Annotated in this window: 13 protein-coding genes; 3 read left to right on the plus strand and 10 right to left on the minus strand. The window is 66.0% G+C overall.

Annotation, left to right across the window (positions count from 1 at the left end; translation table 11 throughout):
- The first annotated feature begins 177 nt into the window (after window positions 1–177).
- Window positions 178–990 carry a tetratricopeptide repeat protein gene (locus Verru16B_RS06160; protein WP_069961463.1) on the plus strand — a complete coding sequence of 271 codons (813 nt, stop codon included), beginning with the start codon at window positions 178–180 and terminating at the stop codon, window positions 988–990.
- 26 nt (window positions 991–1016) lie between these two features.
- Here Verru16B_RS06160 and Verru16B_RS06165 read toward each other — a convergent pair whose 3' ends face one another.
- A complete protein-coding gene (locus tag Verru16B_RS06165) occupies window positions 1017–2219 on the minus strand; it encodes a hypothetical protein (RefSeq protein WP_099093263.1) in 1203 nt (400 codons plus the stop codon).
- A 146-nt stretch (window positions 2220–2365) separates the two neighbouring features.
- Between Verru16B_RS06165 and Verru16B_RS19100 the strand changes: the two genes are divergently transcribed.
- Entirely contained in the window at window positions 2366–3082 is a 717-nt protein-coding gene (locus Verru16B_RS19100) for a YceH family protein (protein ID WP_069961464.1), read from the plus strand.
- Window positions 3083–3181: 99 nt separating this feature from the next.
- On the opposite strand, the gene Verru16B_RS06175 is transcribed toward Verru16B_RS19100, so the two are convergent.
- The 9 genes from Verru16B_RS06175 to Verru16B_RS06215 all read right to left on the minus strand — a co-directional run bounded on the left by Verru16B_RS06175 (window position 3182) and on the right by Verru16B_RS06215 (window position 13093).
- Window positions 3182–3514 (minus strand): nuclear transport factor 2 family protein, encoded by a 333-nt coding sequence (locus Verru16B_RS06175; RefSeq protein WP_069961465.1) that lies wholly within the window; start codon window positions 3512–3514, stop codon window positions 3182–3184.
- Window positions 3515–3601: 87 nt separating this feature from the next.
- Window positions 3602–4426 (minus strand): 3-ketoacyl-ACP reductase, encoded by an 825-nt coding sequence (locus Verru16B_RS06180; protein ID WP_069961466.1) that lies wholly within the window; start codon window positions 4424–4426, stop codon window positions 3602–3604.
- A 147-nt stretch (window positions 4427–4573) separates the two neighbouring features.
- Window positions 4574–5722 carry a Gfo/Idh/MocA family protein gene (locus Verru16B_RS06185; protein WP_069961467.1) on the minus strand — a complete coding sequence of 383 codons (1149 nt, stop codon included), beginning with the start codon at window positions 5720–5722 and terminating at the stop codon, window positions 4574–4576.
- A gap of 99 nt (window positions 5723–5821) precedes the next feature.
- Window positions 5822–6646 (minus strand): sugar phosphate isomerase/epimerase family protein, encoded by an 825-nt coding sequence (locus tag Verru16B_RS06190; protein WP_069961468.1) that lies wholly within the window; start codon window positions 6644–6646, stop codon window positions 5822–5824.
- Between the two features lie 106 nt (window positions 6647–6752).
- Window positions 6753–8135 (minus strand): glycosyl hydrolase, encoded by a 1383-nt coding sequence (locus Verru16B_RS06195; RefSeq protein ID WP_069961469.1) that lies wholly within the window; start codon window positions 8133–8135, stop codon window positions 6753–6755.
- A 104-nt stretch (window positions 8136–8239) separates the two neighbouring features.
- On the minus strand, window positions 8240–8776 hold the full coding sequence (locus tag Verru16B_RS06200) for a helix-turn-helix domain-containing protein (RefSeq protein WP_069961470.1): 537 nt from the start codon (window positions 8774–8776) through the stop codon (window positions 8240–8242).
- A 239-nt stretch (window positions 8777–9015) separates the two neighbouring features.
- Window positions 9016–9717, minus strand: coding sequence for an L-ribulose-5-phosphate 4-epimerase AraD (araD, locus tag Verru16B_RS06205; protein WP_069961471.1), 702 nt, complete (start codon window positions 9715–9717; stop codon window positions 9016–9018).
- 91 nt (window positions 9718–9808) lie between these two features.
- Window positions 9809–11317 (minus strand): L-arabinose isomerase, encoded by a 1509-nt coding sequence (araA, locus tag Verru16B_RS06210; protein ID WP_069961472.1) that lies wholly within the window; start codon window positions 11315–11317, stop codon window positions 9809–9811.
- Window positions 11318–11434: 117 nt separating this feature from the next.
- The gene (locus Verru16B_RS06215; RefSeq protein ID WP_069961473.1) at window positions 11435–13093 is read right to left on the minus strand and encodes a ribulokinase; all 1659 of its coding nucleotides are present in this window, start codon (window positions 13091–13093) and stop codon (window positions 11435–11437) included.
- 194 nt (window positions 13094–13287) lie between these two features.
- Here Verru16B_RS06215 and Verru16B_RS06220 point away from each other — a divergent pair, with 194 nt between their 5' ends.
- Window positions 13288–14370 carry a LacI family DNA-binding transcriptional regulator gene (locus tag Verru16B_RS06220; RefSeq protein WP_069961474.1) on the plus strand — a complete coding sequence of 361 codons (1083 nt, stop codon included), beginning with the start codon at window positions 13288–13290 and terminating at the stop codon, window positions 14368–14370.
- The last annotated feature ends 40 nt before the right edge of the window (window positions 14371–14410 follow it).

Genomic DNA, 14410 nt, shown 5'->3' on the forward strand with positions numbered 1-14410 from the left:
GACACGGGGTCGAGGCCGGGGCGAGTGCTTGAGCGGGCGCGACGCCGGCCAGGACCGCGTGAAATCCCGGCAGCGTGAAAATCGTCGCCTGATTGTCACGCGACGCCACTGGACAGGAAGGGCCCCGGCGCTTGGAGTGCAGGGGCCGTCCATGGGCCGTCCATCACCTTGCCAGTCATGAGATTCCGTCTCCTCGCGCTTTTCTTTGCGGGTCTGGGGTGGAATGTCGGCGCGGTGGAACCCGATCAGGCGGTGGTACTCTATCGGGCAGGGCGTCAGGCGGAGGCCGAGATCGTTTTCCGGCAGCGGCTCGCCGAACGACCGGAGTGTGCCGAAACGCGGTGCTATCTCGGCAAGCTCGCCATCCGGCGCGGGGACTATCCGGCCGCCACGGAGTTACTGGAGCAGGCGGTCGCGCTCGCGCCGCGGGAGTCGGAGTATCACCACTGGCTGGGCAACAGCCTGGCGTGGGCGGCGGCGGGGGCGCCGTTCCGCGAGAAGGCGGCGTTGGGCCGACGGTGTCTGGCGGCTTATCGCCACGCGCTCGAGTTGGATCCGGACAATCTCCGGGCGCGTTTCAGCCTGATGAATTTTTATCGGCATGTCCCGCGGCTGTTGGGCGGCGGGCTGGGTCGCGCGCGGGAGGAGGCGGCCGAAATTCACCGCCGGGATCCGGTGGAGGGCGCCTATGCGCGGGCCGTGTTGCAGGCACAGGAGGAGGATTTCGCCGCGGCGTTCAGTTCCTTGCGGGAGGTATTGGCGCGGCAGCCGGGGCATTATGCGGCGAATCATCTGCTGGGCCAAGTGGCGCTCGCCTCCGGGGAGCGGCTCGCCGAGGGGGCGTACGCCCTCCGCCGTTGTCTCGAGCTCGAACCGACCGAAACCGATGCTGGGCACGAGGCGGTGGTGCGGTGCCTCGGCGAACTGAGGGCGCGGGGAGCCGGAACCGAACCCAGTGAGGTCGCGCGGCGGGTGGGCGCCAGCGGATGAACCCCATCAATTGAGGCTGATCCCCGTTATTTCTTCCTGGCGTTGAAGTGCAGCACGGGCCCGTGGCCGGCCGGGTTCTCCGAGGCGTAGATCGTGCCGGAAAGGGCGCCGAGCGGGCGGATGAGGAGGCCCTTGCTCTGGCCGTCGAGCAAGCGCTGCAGCACCGGGCGAGGAAGGGTGAAAAACGCCGGGGCACCCGGCTGGTCCGCGAGCTCGAGATCGATGATCATCTGGGTGTTGAAGACGTCGGCGTAAGCCCGACCCTGCAGGAGGCTCTGGTAGGTGACGGTTTCCTGGTCCCAGGCCGGGTCGCCGCCGAGGATCTCGATGACGTGGATCTTGCCGAATTCCTCGCCCAAGTCCCTGCCCATGGCGGCCTGGTATCGGCCGCCGAGGGCCAGCGAGCTGGTGGTCAGCTCCAGCACGCCGCCGCCGTCGGCCTGGAGGCCACGGAACGCCGCGACATCCCAGCGGAGGACGATCCACTGCGTGCCGTTGACGGTGAGAACGCGGGCCGGACCGGCGGGTTCGCGGACGCGCCAGTCGTTGAAATTCACGTCGGGGAAATCGGTGCTGATCACGCTGTCGTGCGTGACGGGCGCGTGATGGGAGAAGGTGGCGACGGGTGGCACCGGCGGGTGATAGGCGAGCGGTTCGCCCAGGTCGGGGGCAGCCTCATCCCGGCGCACGACGTCGGCGCGATAGTAGTCGATATCGACCTCGTAGTGGTCCGGGCCGAAGTCGGTGGCGCAGAGCTGGACGAAGACGGAGTCGCCGGGACCGGCGTCGAAATTGCGGGTGGTCATGCTGATGACGTACCAGGTGTTGGGCTCGGCGAGGTCGTACTCACGCAGGTGCTCGTGGTAGTCGGTCGTACGCTGGGTATTCAGCATGAAATTAACGCGGCGGGGGGCGTGGCTGGAGCGGACGCGGGCCTCCACGCGCAGCTCGTAGACGGGGTCCCGGAGCTTCGCGAGGTCGAGGCCGGCGGAGACATCGCGCTTGATGAGGGTGTACCAGACGCCGTGTTGGTCAGCGGTGGCGTCGATCGTGAGGCGGGCGAAGCCGTCCTGGGGGACGAGGGTGGCCTGGGCGGCGCCGTCGCCGGTCATGGTGAACCAGCCCTCGATCTTGGGTCCATCGAAGCCATCGATCCACTGGGCCCGGCCGGGAACGACGGGGATGAGAATCAAGAGGAAGAGGGTGAGCAGACGGGGCGGGGTAAGCATGGCCCGGGTGATACTTCCGCCTTGGTCCGGGTGCAAATGTGGCCTGAGGCTCTATATAGACTGGAGGGCGCGGCGTGAGCTAGCTCACCGCCCACGGCTAGTGAAGCGGTGGTTGCAACGGGCGGAGGCGGAGGTGGAATGAAGGCATGGACACCCTGGATCAATCCCCGCCGGAAGGAACGCCGCCGCCGGTCGCGCTCGATTTTGTGGAGGCCCGGGTGCTGGGCTGCCTGATCGAAAAGGAGGCGACGACGCCGGATGCGTACCCGCTGTCGCTCAATGCGCTGGTGAACGCGTGCAACCAGAAGAACAACCGGGCGCCGGTGACGGAGCTGGGCGAGCGGGAGGTCGAGGGCGCGCTGGACCGGCTGAGGGGGAAGCGGCTCGTGACCGCGTTCAGCGGGGCAAACGCGCGGGCGATCAAATTCAAGCACCGCTTCGGGGAAAGGTTTCCCGTGGAGCCACTGGCGCAGGCGATGCTGGCCGAGTTGATGTTGCGCGGACCGCAGACGACGGCGGGGTTGCGCGGGAACTGCGAGCGCATGGCGGCCGTGCCGGATCTGGCGGGGTGTGAGGTGCTGCTGGCTCATCTGGGTGAGCGGGCAGAACCGCTGGTCCGCAAACTGCCGCGTCAGGCCGGACAGAAGGAGGCACGCTGGGTGCAGCTGCTGACGGGCGAGCCGTCGGCGGAAGACGTGGCGGGTGCGGCCGGAGCCGAGGGGGCGCGCGAACCGCTCAAGGTGGCGGTGGCGCTGACGTTGCCGCCGGAAATAGAGGCGAGAGTGGCGGCGCTGGAGGCGGAGGTCGCGGGCCTGAAGACTGAACTGGCGCGGTTGCGGAAGGCGCTGGGCGAGACGGGCTGAGGCAGATTAACCACAGAGACGCAGGGAGTCCCGAAGTAGCGATAGGGAAAGCCGAGGTCGGGTGTTACTATTCCGACCGCTGTTAGTCGCTAGCTGGATTCAGTCGGAGGTTATCTCCAAGGCTGCGATTTTATCGTCCTTGAGCGTCAAGTGATACTGGAAGGGGAAAGGGCTGCCGGGGAAGTCGCCGGAGACTTCGGCGGTCAGCACGGTTTTTCCGCCCTGTTTCTCGATGGCGGTCACGCTCATCCGGGTGCGATATTTGCGGGATACTTCCTCGAACCAGGCCTGGATGGCGGAGGCGCCCCGGTGGGTCTGCTGTTCGTCGCGCACGATTGCATCGGCTGCAAAGCAGGCGGTGAACGCGATGCTGTCGTGGTCGTTCTTCGCCGCGACAAACGCGGCCAGCAGGGGCGGGAGAGGTGGTTTCATGCACGCAACATAGCATGAACAGCTGACAAGCTTGTGTCAGGAGGGAGTGCCATGGGAAAGGCGAACGTGAATTGCCGCCGTCACGCCTCAGAGGCGGGGAATGGTCAAACCACCGTCGACCATGACGACTTGCCCAGTTGAGAACGGAAAATCACCGCGGGCCAGCCCGGCGACGGCCTTGCCGATATCGTCGGGGAAACCCCAACGTGGCTGCACGCAGAGGCCGCCGGCAATCAGTTTGTCGTATTTCTCGGTCACCCCTGCGGTCATGTCGGTTTTGATGACGCCGGGGCGGACTTCGTAAACGGGGATGCCGGCGGGGCCGAGGCGGGTGGCGAAGAGCTGGCTCAGCATGCTCAGGCCGGCCTTGGCGATGCAGTACTCGCCGCGGTTGATCGAGACCACCGTGGCTGAGATCGAGGTGATGTTGATAATCGTGCCGCTGAAGGCGGGATCAGCCTGCTTGGCGGCGACCATGTCGCGGGCGAAGGCTTGGGTGAGAAAGAACACGCCGCGGAGGTTCGTGTTCATGACGTAGTCGTAGCTTTCCTCGGAGGTTTCGAGGAGATCGGCGCGGACCTTTGGCGCCACCCCCGCATTGTTCACGAGGAGGAAGGAGCGAGTAGCGAGTAGCGGGTAGCGAGCAGGGTCGAGCCCGGAAGCCTCCGGCGCGGCAGCGAGAAAGGCCTTCGTCGCCGCGACGATTGACGCCCGTCCTTCGACGGAGCCGACGTCGCCGCGGGCGTAGCCGACGCGGACGCCGTGCTTGCGCAGGGCCTCGAGTGGCTCGGTCACCGCGTCCGCGGGACGGACGCCGTTGATGACGAGGTCCCATTTCTCGGCGGCAAGTTTCTCGGCGATGCCGAAACCGATGCCGCGACTGCCGCCGGTTACTAAGGCTACTTTAGTCATGGTAAGAATCCGTAAGTTTAAACTGGCGTTGAAGATGCCGAGTGAGCGGGGGGCGGCGAAGGATGAAGTAAGAATTAAGAAGGAAGAAAGGAGGCCTCGGGCGCTGATTTCATAATTCTTCCTTCTTACTTCTTCCTTCCCGCGCGCTCACTTGAGCGCGGGGACGTCGAGCCAGCGGCGTTGGGCCCAGCTGTCGAGGGCGACTTCGGCCAACTGCACGCCCTTGGCGCCCTCGTGAAGGGACCAGGGGAAGGCGGAGCCGGTGACGACATGCTTGAGGAAGAGCTCCCACTGGATCTTGAAGGCGTTGTCGTAGAAGCCCTGGTCGGGAACGCGGACCCAGCCGTCCTTGTATTTGATCGAGCTGTCGATGTCAGGATTCCAGACGCAACGCGGGGTGGCGGCGAGAGCCTGGGCCTTGCAGTCGCGGAGGCCGGCGACGGCGGAACCGTGCGTACCGTCCACCTGGAGCGTGAGCAGGTCGTCACGGTCGACGCGGACGTCCCACGAGGAATTGAAGTGGCAGATGACGCCGTTCTTCAGCTCGAAGGTGGCGTAGGCGGAGTCGTCGGCCGTGCACTTGTAGGGTTTCCCGGCCTCGTCCCAGCGCTGCGGGATGTGGGTGGCGCCGAGGCAGGTGAGGCTCTTGATGTCACCGAAGAGATTCTGGATCACGTACTGCCAGTGGCAGACCATGTCCACGATGATGCCGCCGTCGTCCTCCTTGCGGTAGTTCCACGAGGGGCGCTGGAGTTTCTCGTGCTCGCCGGTGAAGACCCAGTAGCCGAACTCGCCGCGGACAGAGAGGATTTTGCCGAAGAAGCCCTGGTCGATGAGCCACTTGAGCTTAACGAGGCCAGGGAGCCAAAGCTTGTCCTGCACGACGCCGTTCTTGAGGCCGGCGGCGACGACCTCGTCGGCGAGGGCGAGGGCCTCCTTGGACGTGGTGGCGGTGGGCTTCTCGCAGTAGATGTGTTTCTTGGCGGCGATGGCCTTGCGGACGCCCATCGGGCGCTGGCCGGTGAGGGTGGAGTCGAAGTAGATCTGGTTGTCGGGCTTGGCCAGTTCGGCGTCGAGGTTGGTGGAGACGCGGGTGACGCCGACACGGGCGGCGAGGGCCTTCAATTTGGCCTCGCTGCGGCCGACGAGCACCGGGTCGGGCATGATGACCTCGTCATCGGAGAGCTTCACGCCGCCCTGGTCGATGATGGCCTTGATGGAGCGGATGAGGTGCTGGTTGGTGCCCATGCGTCCGGTGACGCCGTTCATGATGATGCCGATTTTGTGGGTTTTCATAAAGGGAGGGGTTGATGGATGAAGTTATGAACCGCAGAGGCACAGAGAGCACCGAGGCAGGAATGGTGTTTCTCTGTGTCGCTGTGGTTAAAAGGTGAGTTAAACGTGGTCCTTGTAGGCCTGGACGATCTTTGCGAGGTACTCATCCTGGTCGGTGGCCCAGAGGCGGGTGCTGAAGACTTCGACTTCGTTGAAGCCGTTGAAGCCGGTGGCTTCGACCCAGGAGCGGATCTGTTTCAGGGGGATGCAGCCCTCGCCCATGAGACCGCGGTCGAGGAGGAGATCCGTGGTCGGGGTGCGCCAGTCGCAGACGTGGTAGGCGAAGAGGGCGTTGAGTCGGCCGCAGCGGGCGATCTCGGCTTCGAGCGCGGGGTCCCACCAGAGGTGATAGACGTCGGCGGCGACGCCGACGTAGGGCGACTTGAGCTGCTCGACCATGTCGTTGGCCTGGCCGAGGGTGTTCACGGCGGAGCGGCTGTCGGCGTACATCGGGTGGAGGGGCTCGATGGCGAGCTTTACGCCGGCGGCCTGGCACTCAGGGAGGAGGGCGGCGATGCCGTCGGTGATCTGTTTCCGCGATTCGGTGAGCGGCTGGCCGGGGACGGCGCCGCAGACGAGGACGATGAGCGGCGCGCCGAGCGCGTGGGCCTCGGCGATGGCCTTGCGGTTGTCGTCGAGCGCCTTGGTGCGGTCGGCGTCGGTGGTGGCGGGGAAGAAACCGCCGCGGCAAAGCGAGACGATGGAGAGGCCGTGGTCGCGGAGGAGTTGGCCGGTTTTGGCGATGTCGCGGCCGGCGAGGGTATCGCGCCAGACGGTGATGCCCTTCACGCCGGCGGCGGCGAACTTCGCGGCCGAGGTCTCGATCGCCCACGGCTTGGTGGTGATCGTGTGGATGCAGAGTTTATCGAGGGACGCGGGGGTCATCGGAAGGAGGGGACTAACCACAGAGGCACAGAGGACACAGAGGAGAGAGATTTTGAAGCAGGGGGGATTGTTCTCTGTGTTCTCTGTGTCTCCGTGGGTAAAAAAATCAGGTCTTCAGGCAGCCGAAGAAGGTGTAGTGGGGCTTGCCCTCGATGAGGCGCTGGAGGGTGAGGGCGGCTTCGCGGAGGTGGTAGTCGCCCCACATGCAGGCTTCGCCGCAGGGGACCTTCTGGCCGGGGGGAATGAAGTCCCAGCCGTTCGGGCGGTGGTAGACGCTGTGGAGGAGGAGGCCCTGGTGTTTCGGGTCAATGCCCAGGTAGGCGTCGCTGAGAAGCGTGCGCATCGTGGTGAGACCGGCCTGCCAGTATTTTTTGCCCGCGGGGGTGGACTCACCGAGGTAGCGGCCGAGGCGGAGCAGGCCCTGCACGCCGATGGCGGCGGCGGAGCTGTCGACCGGTTCGTGGTCGTTGAAGATCTCGGCATTGCGGGTGCGCCAGTCGCCGAGCTTGTGCAGATTCGGCGCGCCGCCGTCCCAGTAGGGGATGCCGTCGAGGGCAGTGTTGGCGATGAACCAGTCGCAGGTGGCGGTGGCGCCCTTGAGGAGGAGGGCCTCCCACTTGGCGCGGCCGCCGAGGGGGGCGAGGTCGGCGTCGGCGAGAGTTTTCAGGAACTCGAGCTCCTCGGCGAAGCCGACCATGGCCCAGGCGAGGCCGCGGGTCCAGGTGGTGAAGCCGGAGAAGCCCTGCTGGGAGTTGGGGCAGCGGAAGCGGCCGTCGTTGCGGTTGAAGATGGCCTCGTGCGTGGTGCGGCCGCGCTCGGCGGGGACGTCGTAGCTGTCGCGGCCCTCGCCGTAGTAAATCGAATATTTGGCGGTGGCCTCGATGTGCTGCAGGCCGCGCTCGAGGAGGGAGTGCGGGGCGTCGTTCTCGCCCATGAGGCGGTGGCCGAGCTGGTGCGCGACCATGAGGATGCGGACGGAGCGGATGGTGTCGACGAAGAGGGAGTGCGGGCCGTTGAAAGAATAGATATAGCCACCACCGCCGTGGATCGGGGACCAGCGCGCGGCCTGGACGGCGCCGGAGGCTTTGATCGCCAGTTCGCAGAAGTCGACCTGGGTGGCGGGGAGCTTGCCCTCGCGCTGGAGGCGGAGCCAGTTGCCGTAGGTGGAGAGGTTGTTGAACCCGTGGTCGTGGACGCCGGTGTGGGAAACGTGCGAGGCCATGCGGTCGACCGTGAGCTTCGCGGCCGCGTCGGCGTAGCGCTGTTCGCCGGTGGCGTCGAACTGGAGGAAACCGGAGCCGTAGTTGAAGCCCTCGGTCCACTCGGTCCAGCCGCGGGCGGTGTACTGGCCGGCGACGGTGAAGACGGGCGAGCCCTTGACCGGGTCGTAGTGCTTGAAGATCAGGTCGATCTTCGTGCCGGAGAGCTGCCAGAAATTCCGGAGCGCGGGGGTGAGGGCGGTGGCTTGCAGCTGGTCGTCAATTTTCATGAGGGCAGGGGAAGAGGAAGGTTTTGAACCACAGAGACACAGAGGTCACGGAGGTGGTGATACAGTCAAAGGGCTTTGGCTCTGTGATCTCGGTGTCGCCGTGGTTAGTACCGTTTGTCTTTGCGGAGGTGGAGGATCACGAATTCGGAGTCGGCGAGGGACTCGTACGCGTGCTGCTGGATGGCGTCGAACTGGATGCTCTCGCCCTCGCCGAGCTCGACGGTCTCGTGGGGGAGGGTGACGCGGAGCCGGCCGGAGGTGACCCAGCAGACCTCGGTGTCGTCGTGGTGGATCTCGGGGCGGTTGACCTTGGCGCCGGCGGGGGCGGAGCCGAGGTGGGCGACGACGTTGGCGTATTTGACCTGGCGGAATTTGAAGTCGCCGGAGCGGTAGGTTTTCTCGGCGGTGCGATGGACGAGCTCGGATTCGCAGAGGGCGAGGAGGTCGGTGGCACTGAGGCCGAAGGCGCGGGCGAGGCGGTAGAGGGTGTCGAGCTCGGCCGACTGCTGGTTGCGCTCGAGCTTGGAGATGACGCCGACGGAGACGCCGGAGGCCTCGGAGAGGGCGGCGAGGGTCAGCTCATGCTGGTCGCGGAGGGTGCGCAGCACCGAGAAGTCAAACTTGGGGGCAGCGGGGGGCATGTTTCGCCGGAAGACAAAAACAAGCTGAATATAGTCGTCAACGAAATAGATTCCCTCTGGGGATGTAAAAATGAGAGGGGGCCGAGGCGGGTCGAGCCAGACCTCCAGCCGTAGCCAAGGCTAAGGCTTGCAGGCAGGCCGGGCTGATTACCGGCGGACAAAACCTGCCCGGAGGTCAGGTTCCACCCCAAGTCAAAAACCCGCGGTCCGCCGGCGCGCGGCGACCTTACGGGAATGTTTTAGCAGTGGCCGGGCTGGCCGTAGTAGGCGCCGGGGCCGTGCTTGCGCTTGAAGTGCTTGGCCAGAAGCGCGGGCTCGATGGTCTTGAGCTTGGGTTCGAGCGAGAGCGACATCAGCGCCATGTGGGCGATGCACTCGACGGCGACGGCGACCTCGACGGCCTTGGCGACCGATTTGCCCCACGTGAAGGGGGCGTGGCGGTTGACGAGAACGGCGGGGAAGTCGGCGGGATCGAGTTTTTTGAAACGCTCGACGATGACATTGCCCGTTTCCCATTCGTAGGCGCCGCCGCCGATTTCCTGGGCGGACATCTTGCGGGTGACAGGGATGTTGCCGTTGAAGTAGTCGGCGTGCGTCGTGCCGAAGATCGGGATCTCGCGGCCGGCCTGGGCGAAGCTGGTGGCGTGGGAGCTGTGCGTGTGGACCACGCCGCCGATGTCGGCGAAGGCGAGAAAGAGCCGGCGGTGCGTAGGCGTGTCGGAGGAGGGGTTGAGCTTCCCCTCGACTTTCTTCCCCTCGAGGTCGATGAGGACCATGTCGGCGGGCTTCAGGTCGGCGTAGGCCACGCCGCTGGGTTTGATGGCGAAGATGCCTTTGGCGCGGTCGATGGCGCTGGCGTTGCCAAAGGTGAGGTTGATCAGCCCGTGCCGCGGCAGGGCGAGGTTGGCCTCATAGGCCTCGCGTTTAAGCTCTTTGAGCACGTTTAAGTCCTAAGTTTAAGTTGAAGAGAAAGACAGGAGGAAAGCGGGAGTCTTAAACTTCAACTTTCCCCTTCAACTGGTTTTCGGGCCCTCAAGCCCGGAAGCCGTCGTTCAGGTGGTAATAGACCTCGTTGTTGCGGAGGTCCTGCTTGAGCTGCGGGAGCGTGGTGCCGGCGTTGATGACGACGGTCTCGAGGCCGGCGATGGTGGCGAAGTCCTCGAGCATCTCGGTGGTGACCGAGTAGCTGTAGCCGGTGTGGTGGGCGCCGCCGGCGTAGATCCACGCCGCACAGGCGGTTTTGAAGTCGGGTTTGCATTCCCAGACGGCGCGGGCGACGGGGAGGTTGGGCAACTTGGGCGGCTTGACGGCCTTGACCTCGTTGACGATGAGGCGGAAGCGGTTGCCGAGGTCGACGAGCGATGCGTTGAGGGCGTCGCCGGCGGGGGCGTTGAACACGAGGCGCACGGGGTCCTCCTTGCCGCCGATGCCGAGCGGGTGGATTTCGACGGCGGGTTTGCCGGCGGCGATGGACGGGCAGATCTCGAGCATGTGCGCGCCGAGGACCTGGTGGCCCTTGGGTGACATATGGTACGTGTAGTCCTCCATGAAGGAGGTGCCGCCGGGCAGGCCGGCGTTCATGACCTTCATGGCGCGGACCAGGGCGGAGGTCTTCCAGTCGCCCTCGCCGCCGAAGCCGTAGCCGGCGCCCATCAGGCGCTGCGTGGCCATGCCGGGGAGTTGCTTGAGGCCGTGCAGGTCCTCGAAGGTGTCGGTGAAACCCTTGTAGCCTCCCTGCTCGAGGAAGGCGCCCATGCCGAGTTCGAGGCGCGCGCTGTAGCGGAGTTCCTCGTGGCGTTTGCCGCCTTTCTTGAGGGCGGGAACCACGGCGTAAGTCTTCTCGTAGTCGGCGCAGAGGGCGGTGATGTCGGCGGCACTGACCGCATCCACGACGGAGACGAGGTCGCCGACGCCGTGGGTGTTGACGGCGAAGCCGAGTTTCATCTCGGCGGAGACCTTGTCGCCCTCGGTGACGGCGACGTTGCGCATGTTGTCGCCGAAGCGGACGAACTTCGCGCCCTGCCAGTCGTGCCAGGCGCGGGCGGCGCGCTGCCAGGCGCCGATGCGCTCAAGCACCTCGGCGTCGGTCCAGTGGCCGACGACGACCTTGCGGGCGAGGCGCATGCGCGTGTGGATGAACCCGGCCTCGCGGTCGCCGTGGGCGGCCTGGTTGAGGTTCATGAAGTCCATGTCGATCGTGCCCCAGGGCAGGTCGCGGTTGAACTGGGTGTGCAGGTGCAGGAAGGGTTTCTTCAGCACGCTGAGGCCACGGATCCACATCTTCGACGGGGAGAACGTGTGCATCCACAGGACGAGGCCGGCACAGTTGGCGTCGTTGTTGGCGGCGAGCATCACGTTGGTGATCTCGTCGGGCGTGGTGAGCAGGGCCTTGAAGACGGTCTTGAGCGGGAGCTGCTGCGAGGCGGCGAGGCCGGCGGCGACCTTTTGGGCGTTGGCGGCGACCTGCTGGAGAGGGCCGGGGCCGTAGAGGTGCTGGGAGCCGCAGACGAACCAGATTTCAGGGGAGGCGAGGAGTTTCATGAGAAGGGAAAGTAGCTAGTAGCGGGTAGTGGGTAGCGAGTAGGGGAATCGTTATCGTTCTCTTCATCGTTATCCTAATCTCGGCCGAGGAGAGAACGATTACGAGAACGAGAATGATCAGGACCGGACGGATTCCTTGATCGTGAGGAGTTCCTTCATGACGCCGCCGAGATCGGCGGCTTTGGTGCGACCACCGAGGCTGTCGTGGAGCTGGCGGTAGAGAACGTAGAGCCGGTCGTAGGTCTTCTGGGCGGGGGGCTTGGGCCGGTAGGCGACCTTTTTTAGGGAGGTCATCTTCCGTTGGGCGGTGGGGAAGTCCGGGTGGGCGCCGGCCAACACGGCGGCGCTGACGGCCGAGCCGAGGGCGCAGGCTTGGGAGGAACCGGCGACCAGCATGGTGCAGCCGGTGATGTCGGCGTAGATCTGCATGAGCAGCGGGTTCTTCTCGGCAATGCCGCCGGCGCAGACGACGCGGTCGAGGGGGACGCCGTATTCCTTGATCCGCTCGATGATGGCGCGGGCGCCGAAGGCCGTGGCCTCGATGAGCGCGCGGTAGATCTCGGCCTGGGTGGTGTAGAGCGTCTGGCCGACGAGCAGGCCGGTGAGGCGCTGGTCGACGAGGATGGTACGATTGCCGTTGTTCCAGTCGAGGGCGAGCAGGCCACTCTGGCCGGGCTTCAGCTTCGCGGCGTCGGCGGTCAGCGTGGCGTGGAGCTTGGCGTCACCCAGGACGCCCTCGACGAACCACTTGAAGATGTCGCCCACGGCGCTCTGGCCGGCCTCGATGCCATAGAAGCCGGGGAGGATGGCGCCTTTGACGATGCCGCAGATGCCGGGGATGTCGGGCACGGTCCGGGCGGCGGAGACCACGCCGCAATCGCAGGTGGAGGTGCCGATGACCTTGACCAGCGTGCCCTCGGCCACGCCGCAGCCGATGGCGCCGTAGTGGACATCGAACTCGCCGATGGCGATTGGGATGCCGGCGCGCAGGCCGAGTTTCCTGGCCCATTCGGGGGAAAGATTGCCGGCGGATTCGCTGGCGTCGTGGGCCTTCTCGTACAGGCGGTCGCGGAGGTCGGCCAGGCGCGGGTCGAGGAGGGCGAGGAACTCCTTGTCGGGCAGGCCGCCCCAGTCTTCGGCGTAGAGGGCCTTGTGGCCGGCGGCGCAGACGCCGCGTTTCACGGCCCGCGGGTCGGTGACGCCGGCGAGCACGGACGGGACCCAGTCGCAGAGTTCGACCCACGAGTAGGCGGCGGAGAAGACCTTCGGGTCCACCGCGAGGCAGTGCCAGAGCTTGGCCCAGAACCACTCGGAGGAATAGGTGTTGCCGCACTTGGCGATGAAATGGGGACGGTGTTGCGCGGCGAGGGCGGTAATCTTCGCAGCCTCGCGCCAGCCGGTGTGGTCCTTCCAGAGCCAGCACTGGGCGTTGAGGTTCTTCGCCCATTTCTTGTCGGTGGCGAGGGCGCGGTTCTGTGCGTCGACGGGGATCGGGCTGGAGCCGGTGGTGTCCACGCCGAGACCGATCACCTTCGAGGCATCGAAGCCCTTCTGCTTCCGGGCTTGGGCGAGGGCGCCCTTCACGGATTTCTCGAGACCGAAGAGGTAGTCGGCGGGCGACTGGCGGGCGACGTTGTGGTCGCGCGGGTCGAGCAACACGCCCTGGGTGCCGCTGGGGTAGTTGACCACGCTGGTGCCGAATTCCTTGCCGTCCTTGCAGCGCACCACGAGGGCGCGGACGGAGTTGGTGCCGTAATCAATGCCGAGGGTGAACATGGGGTAAGAAGGGTGAGGTGTAGGGGCGGATGGGAGACCGGTCAACAGGAGGGTAGGCATGACCGTAATGTGGGGGGGACGGGGGGACGGCGGCGCGCGCCGAACAGCCTGTCCAGAGGCCAGGCGCCACCTGCCTGCATGACTTACTTGACGGTTACATGATTTGGGGGAAACAGTGCAGGCCTGTCATTCCCATGGCCCGTCCCACCCTGAACGACATCGCCCGCCAGGTCGGTTTCTCGAAGAACACCGTCTCGCTGGCGTTGCGGGGCGACCGGCAGATCCCGGAGGAGACGCGCGAGCGCATCCGGAAAGCGGCGGCGAAGCTGGGTTACCAGCCCAACGCGGTCGTCTCCCACCTGATGGCACAGCTGCGGGCCAGCCGGACGACGCGGCTGCAGGCGAAGCTCGCGCTGGTTAACGCCAACCGCGACCCGCAGGCGTTCCGGGCGCACCCGACCATCCCGACCTATGTGGAGGGCTGCGAGAGCCGGGCCGAGAAACTGGGCTACGGCTTCGACCGGTTCTGGCTGCACGACCCCACGCTCAACGCCCAGCGCTGGCTGCGCATCCTCCACACGCGGGGCATCAAGGGGCTCGTGCTGGTCGGCCTGATGGACACGACGCACCTGCCCGACGAACTCGCCCCGGTCTGGGCGCAGTTGCCGACCGTGGTGACCGGCGTGCGCACGCGCGACCCGGCGCTGTCCTTTTGTTGCGTGGATCACCACCACCTGGCGCTGACCGCCTTCGAGCGGGCGCTGGCGCTCGGTTACAAGCGGCCCGGCCTGGTGCTCGACGATGTGATCGACGCGCTGGTGGAGCGGCGGTTTTCCGCCGGCTACCTGACCGGCCAGCGGACGCTGTTGCCGCGGGCGCAGCATGTGCCGGTGTTCAGCGAGGAGACCGGCGCGCAGGCCGAGCCGAAGGGGTTCCGGGCGTGGTTGGACAAACACCAGCCGGACGTGATCTTCACGCTCTACAACAATGTCATCGCCTGGCTGAAGGAAGCCGGACGGCGGGTACCGGAGGACATCGGCGTGATCCAGCTGGAGTGGCGTTCCACCCGTCCGGAGATCGCGGGGATGAACCAGCACAATCTCGTCACGGGCGAGGCCGCGGTGGACATGGTGGTGAGCCAGATCCACAACAACGAGACCGGCGTGCAGGAGTTCCCGCGCGCGACGCTGATCGGCGCGACGTGGGTGGACGGGCAGAGCGTGCGCCCGCAGGCCGCACCGGCCGCGCGGCCGGCCCGGGTCCGGGCGGGCCGCTGAGCGGAACTCCAATCCTGCCGGGCGGGATCATAACTATCGG

This window comes from Lacunisphaera limnophila, assembly GCF_001746835.1.
GTDB classification, from domain to species: Bacteria; Verrucomicrobiota; Verrucomicrobiia; order Opitutales; family Opitutaceae; genus Lacunisphaera; species Lacunisphaera limnophila.

What these genes read in the sequence shown, in the direction of transcription:
- Verru16B_RS06175 (WP_069961465.1), bottom strand. Translation starts at nt 3,514, where the DNA reads ATGAAACCACCTCTCCCGCCCCTGCTGGCCGCGTTTGTCGCGGCGAAG.
- Verru16B_RS06185 (WP_069961467.1), bottom strand. Translation starts at nt 5,722, where the DNA reads ATGAAAACCCACAAAATCGGCATCATCATGAACGGCGTCACCGGACGC.
- Verru16B_RS19100 (WP_069961464.1), top strand. Translation starts at nt 2,366, where the DNA reads ATGGACACCCTGGATCAATCCCCGCCGGAAGGAACGCCGCCGCCGGTC.
- Verru16B_RS06160 (WP_069961463.1), top strand. Translation starts at nt 178, where the DNA reads ATGAGATTCCGTCTCCTCGCGCTTTTCTTTGCGGGTCTGGGGTGGAAT.
- araA (WP_069961472.1), bottom strand. Translation starts at nt 11,317, where the DNA reads ATGAAACTCCTCGCCTCCCCTGAAATCTGGTTCGTCTGCGGCTCCCAG.
- Verru16B_RS06180 (WP_069961466.1), bottom strand. Translation starts at nt 4,426, where the DNA reads ATGACTAAAGTAGCCTTAGTAACCGGCGGCAGTCGCGGCATCGGTTTC.
- Verru16B_RS06200 (WP_069961470.1), bottom strand. Translation starts at nt 8,776, where the DNA reads ATGCCCCCCGCTGCCCCCAAGTTTGACTTCTCGGTGCTGCGCACCCTC.
- Verru16B_RS06165 (WP_099093263.1), bottom strand. Translation starts at nt 2,219, where the DNA reads ATGCTTACCCCGCCCCGTCTGCTCACCCTCTTCCTCTTGATTCTCATC.
- Verru16B_RS06215 (WP_069961473.1), bottom strand. Translation starts at nt 13,093, where the DNA reads ATGTTCACCCTCGGCATTGATTACGGCACCAACTCCGTCCGCGCCCTC.
- Verru16B_RS06190 (WP_069961468.1), bottom strand. Translation starts at nt 6,646, where the DNA reads ATGACCCCCGCGTCCCTCGATAAACTCTGCATCCACACGATCACCACC.
- Verru16B_RS06220 (WP_069961474.1), top strand. Translation starts at nt 13,288, where the DNA reads ATGGCCCGTCCCACCCTGAACGACATCGCCCGCCAGGTCGGTTTCTCG.
- Verru16B_RS06195 (WP_069961469.1), bottom strand. Translation starts at nt 8,135, where the DNA reads ATGAAAATTGACGACCAGCTGCAAGCCACCGCCCTCACCCCCGCGCTC.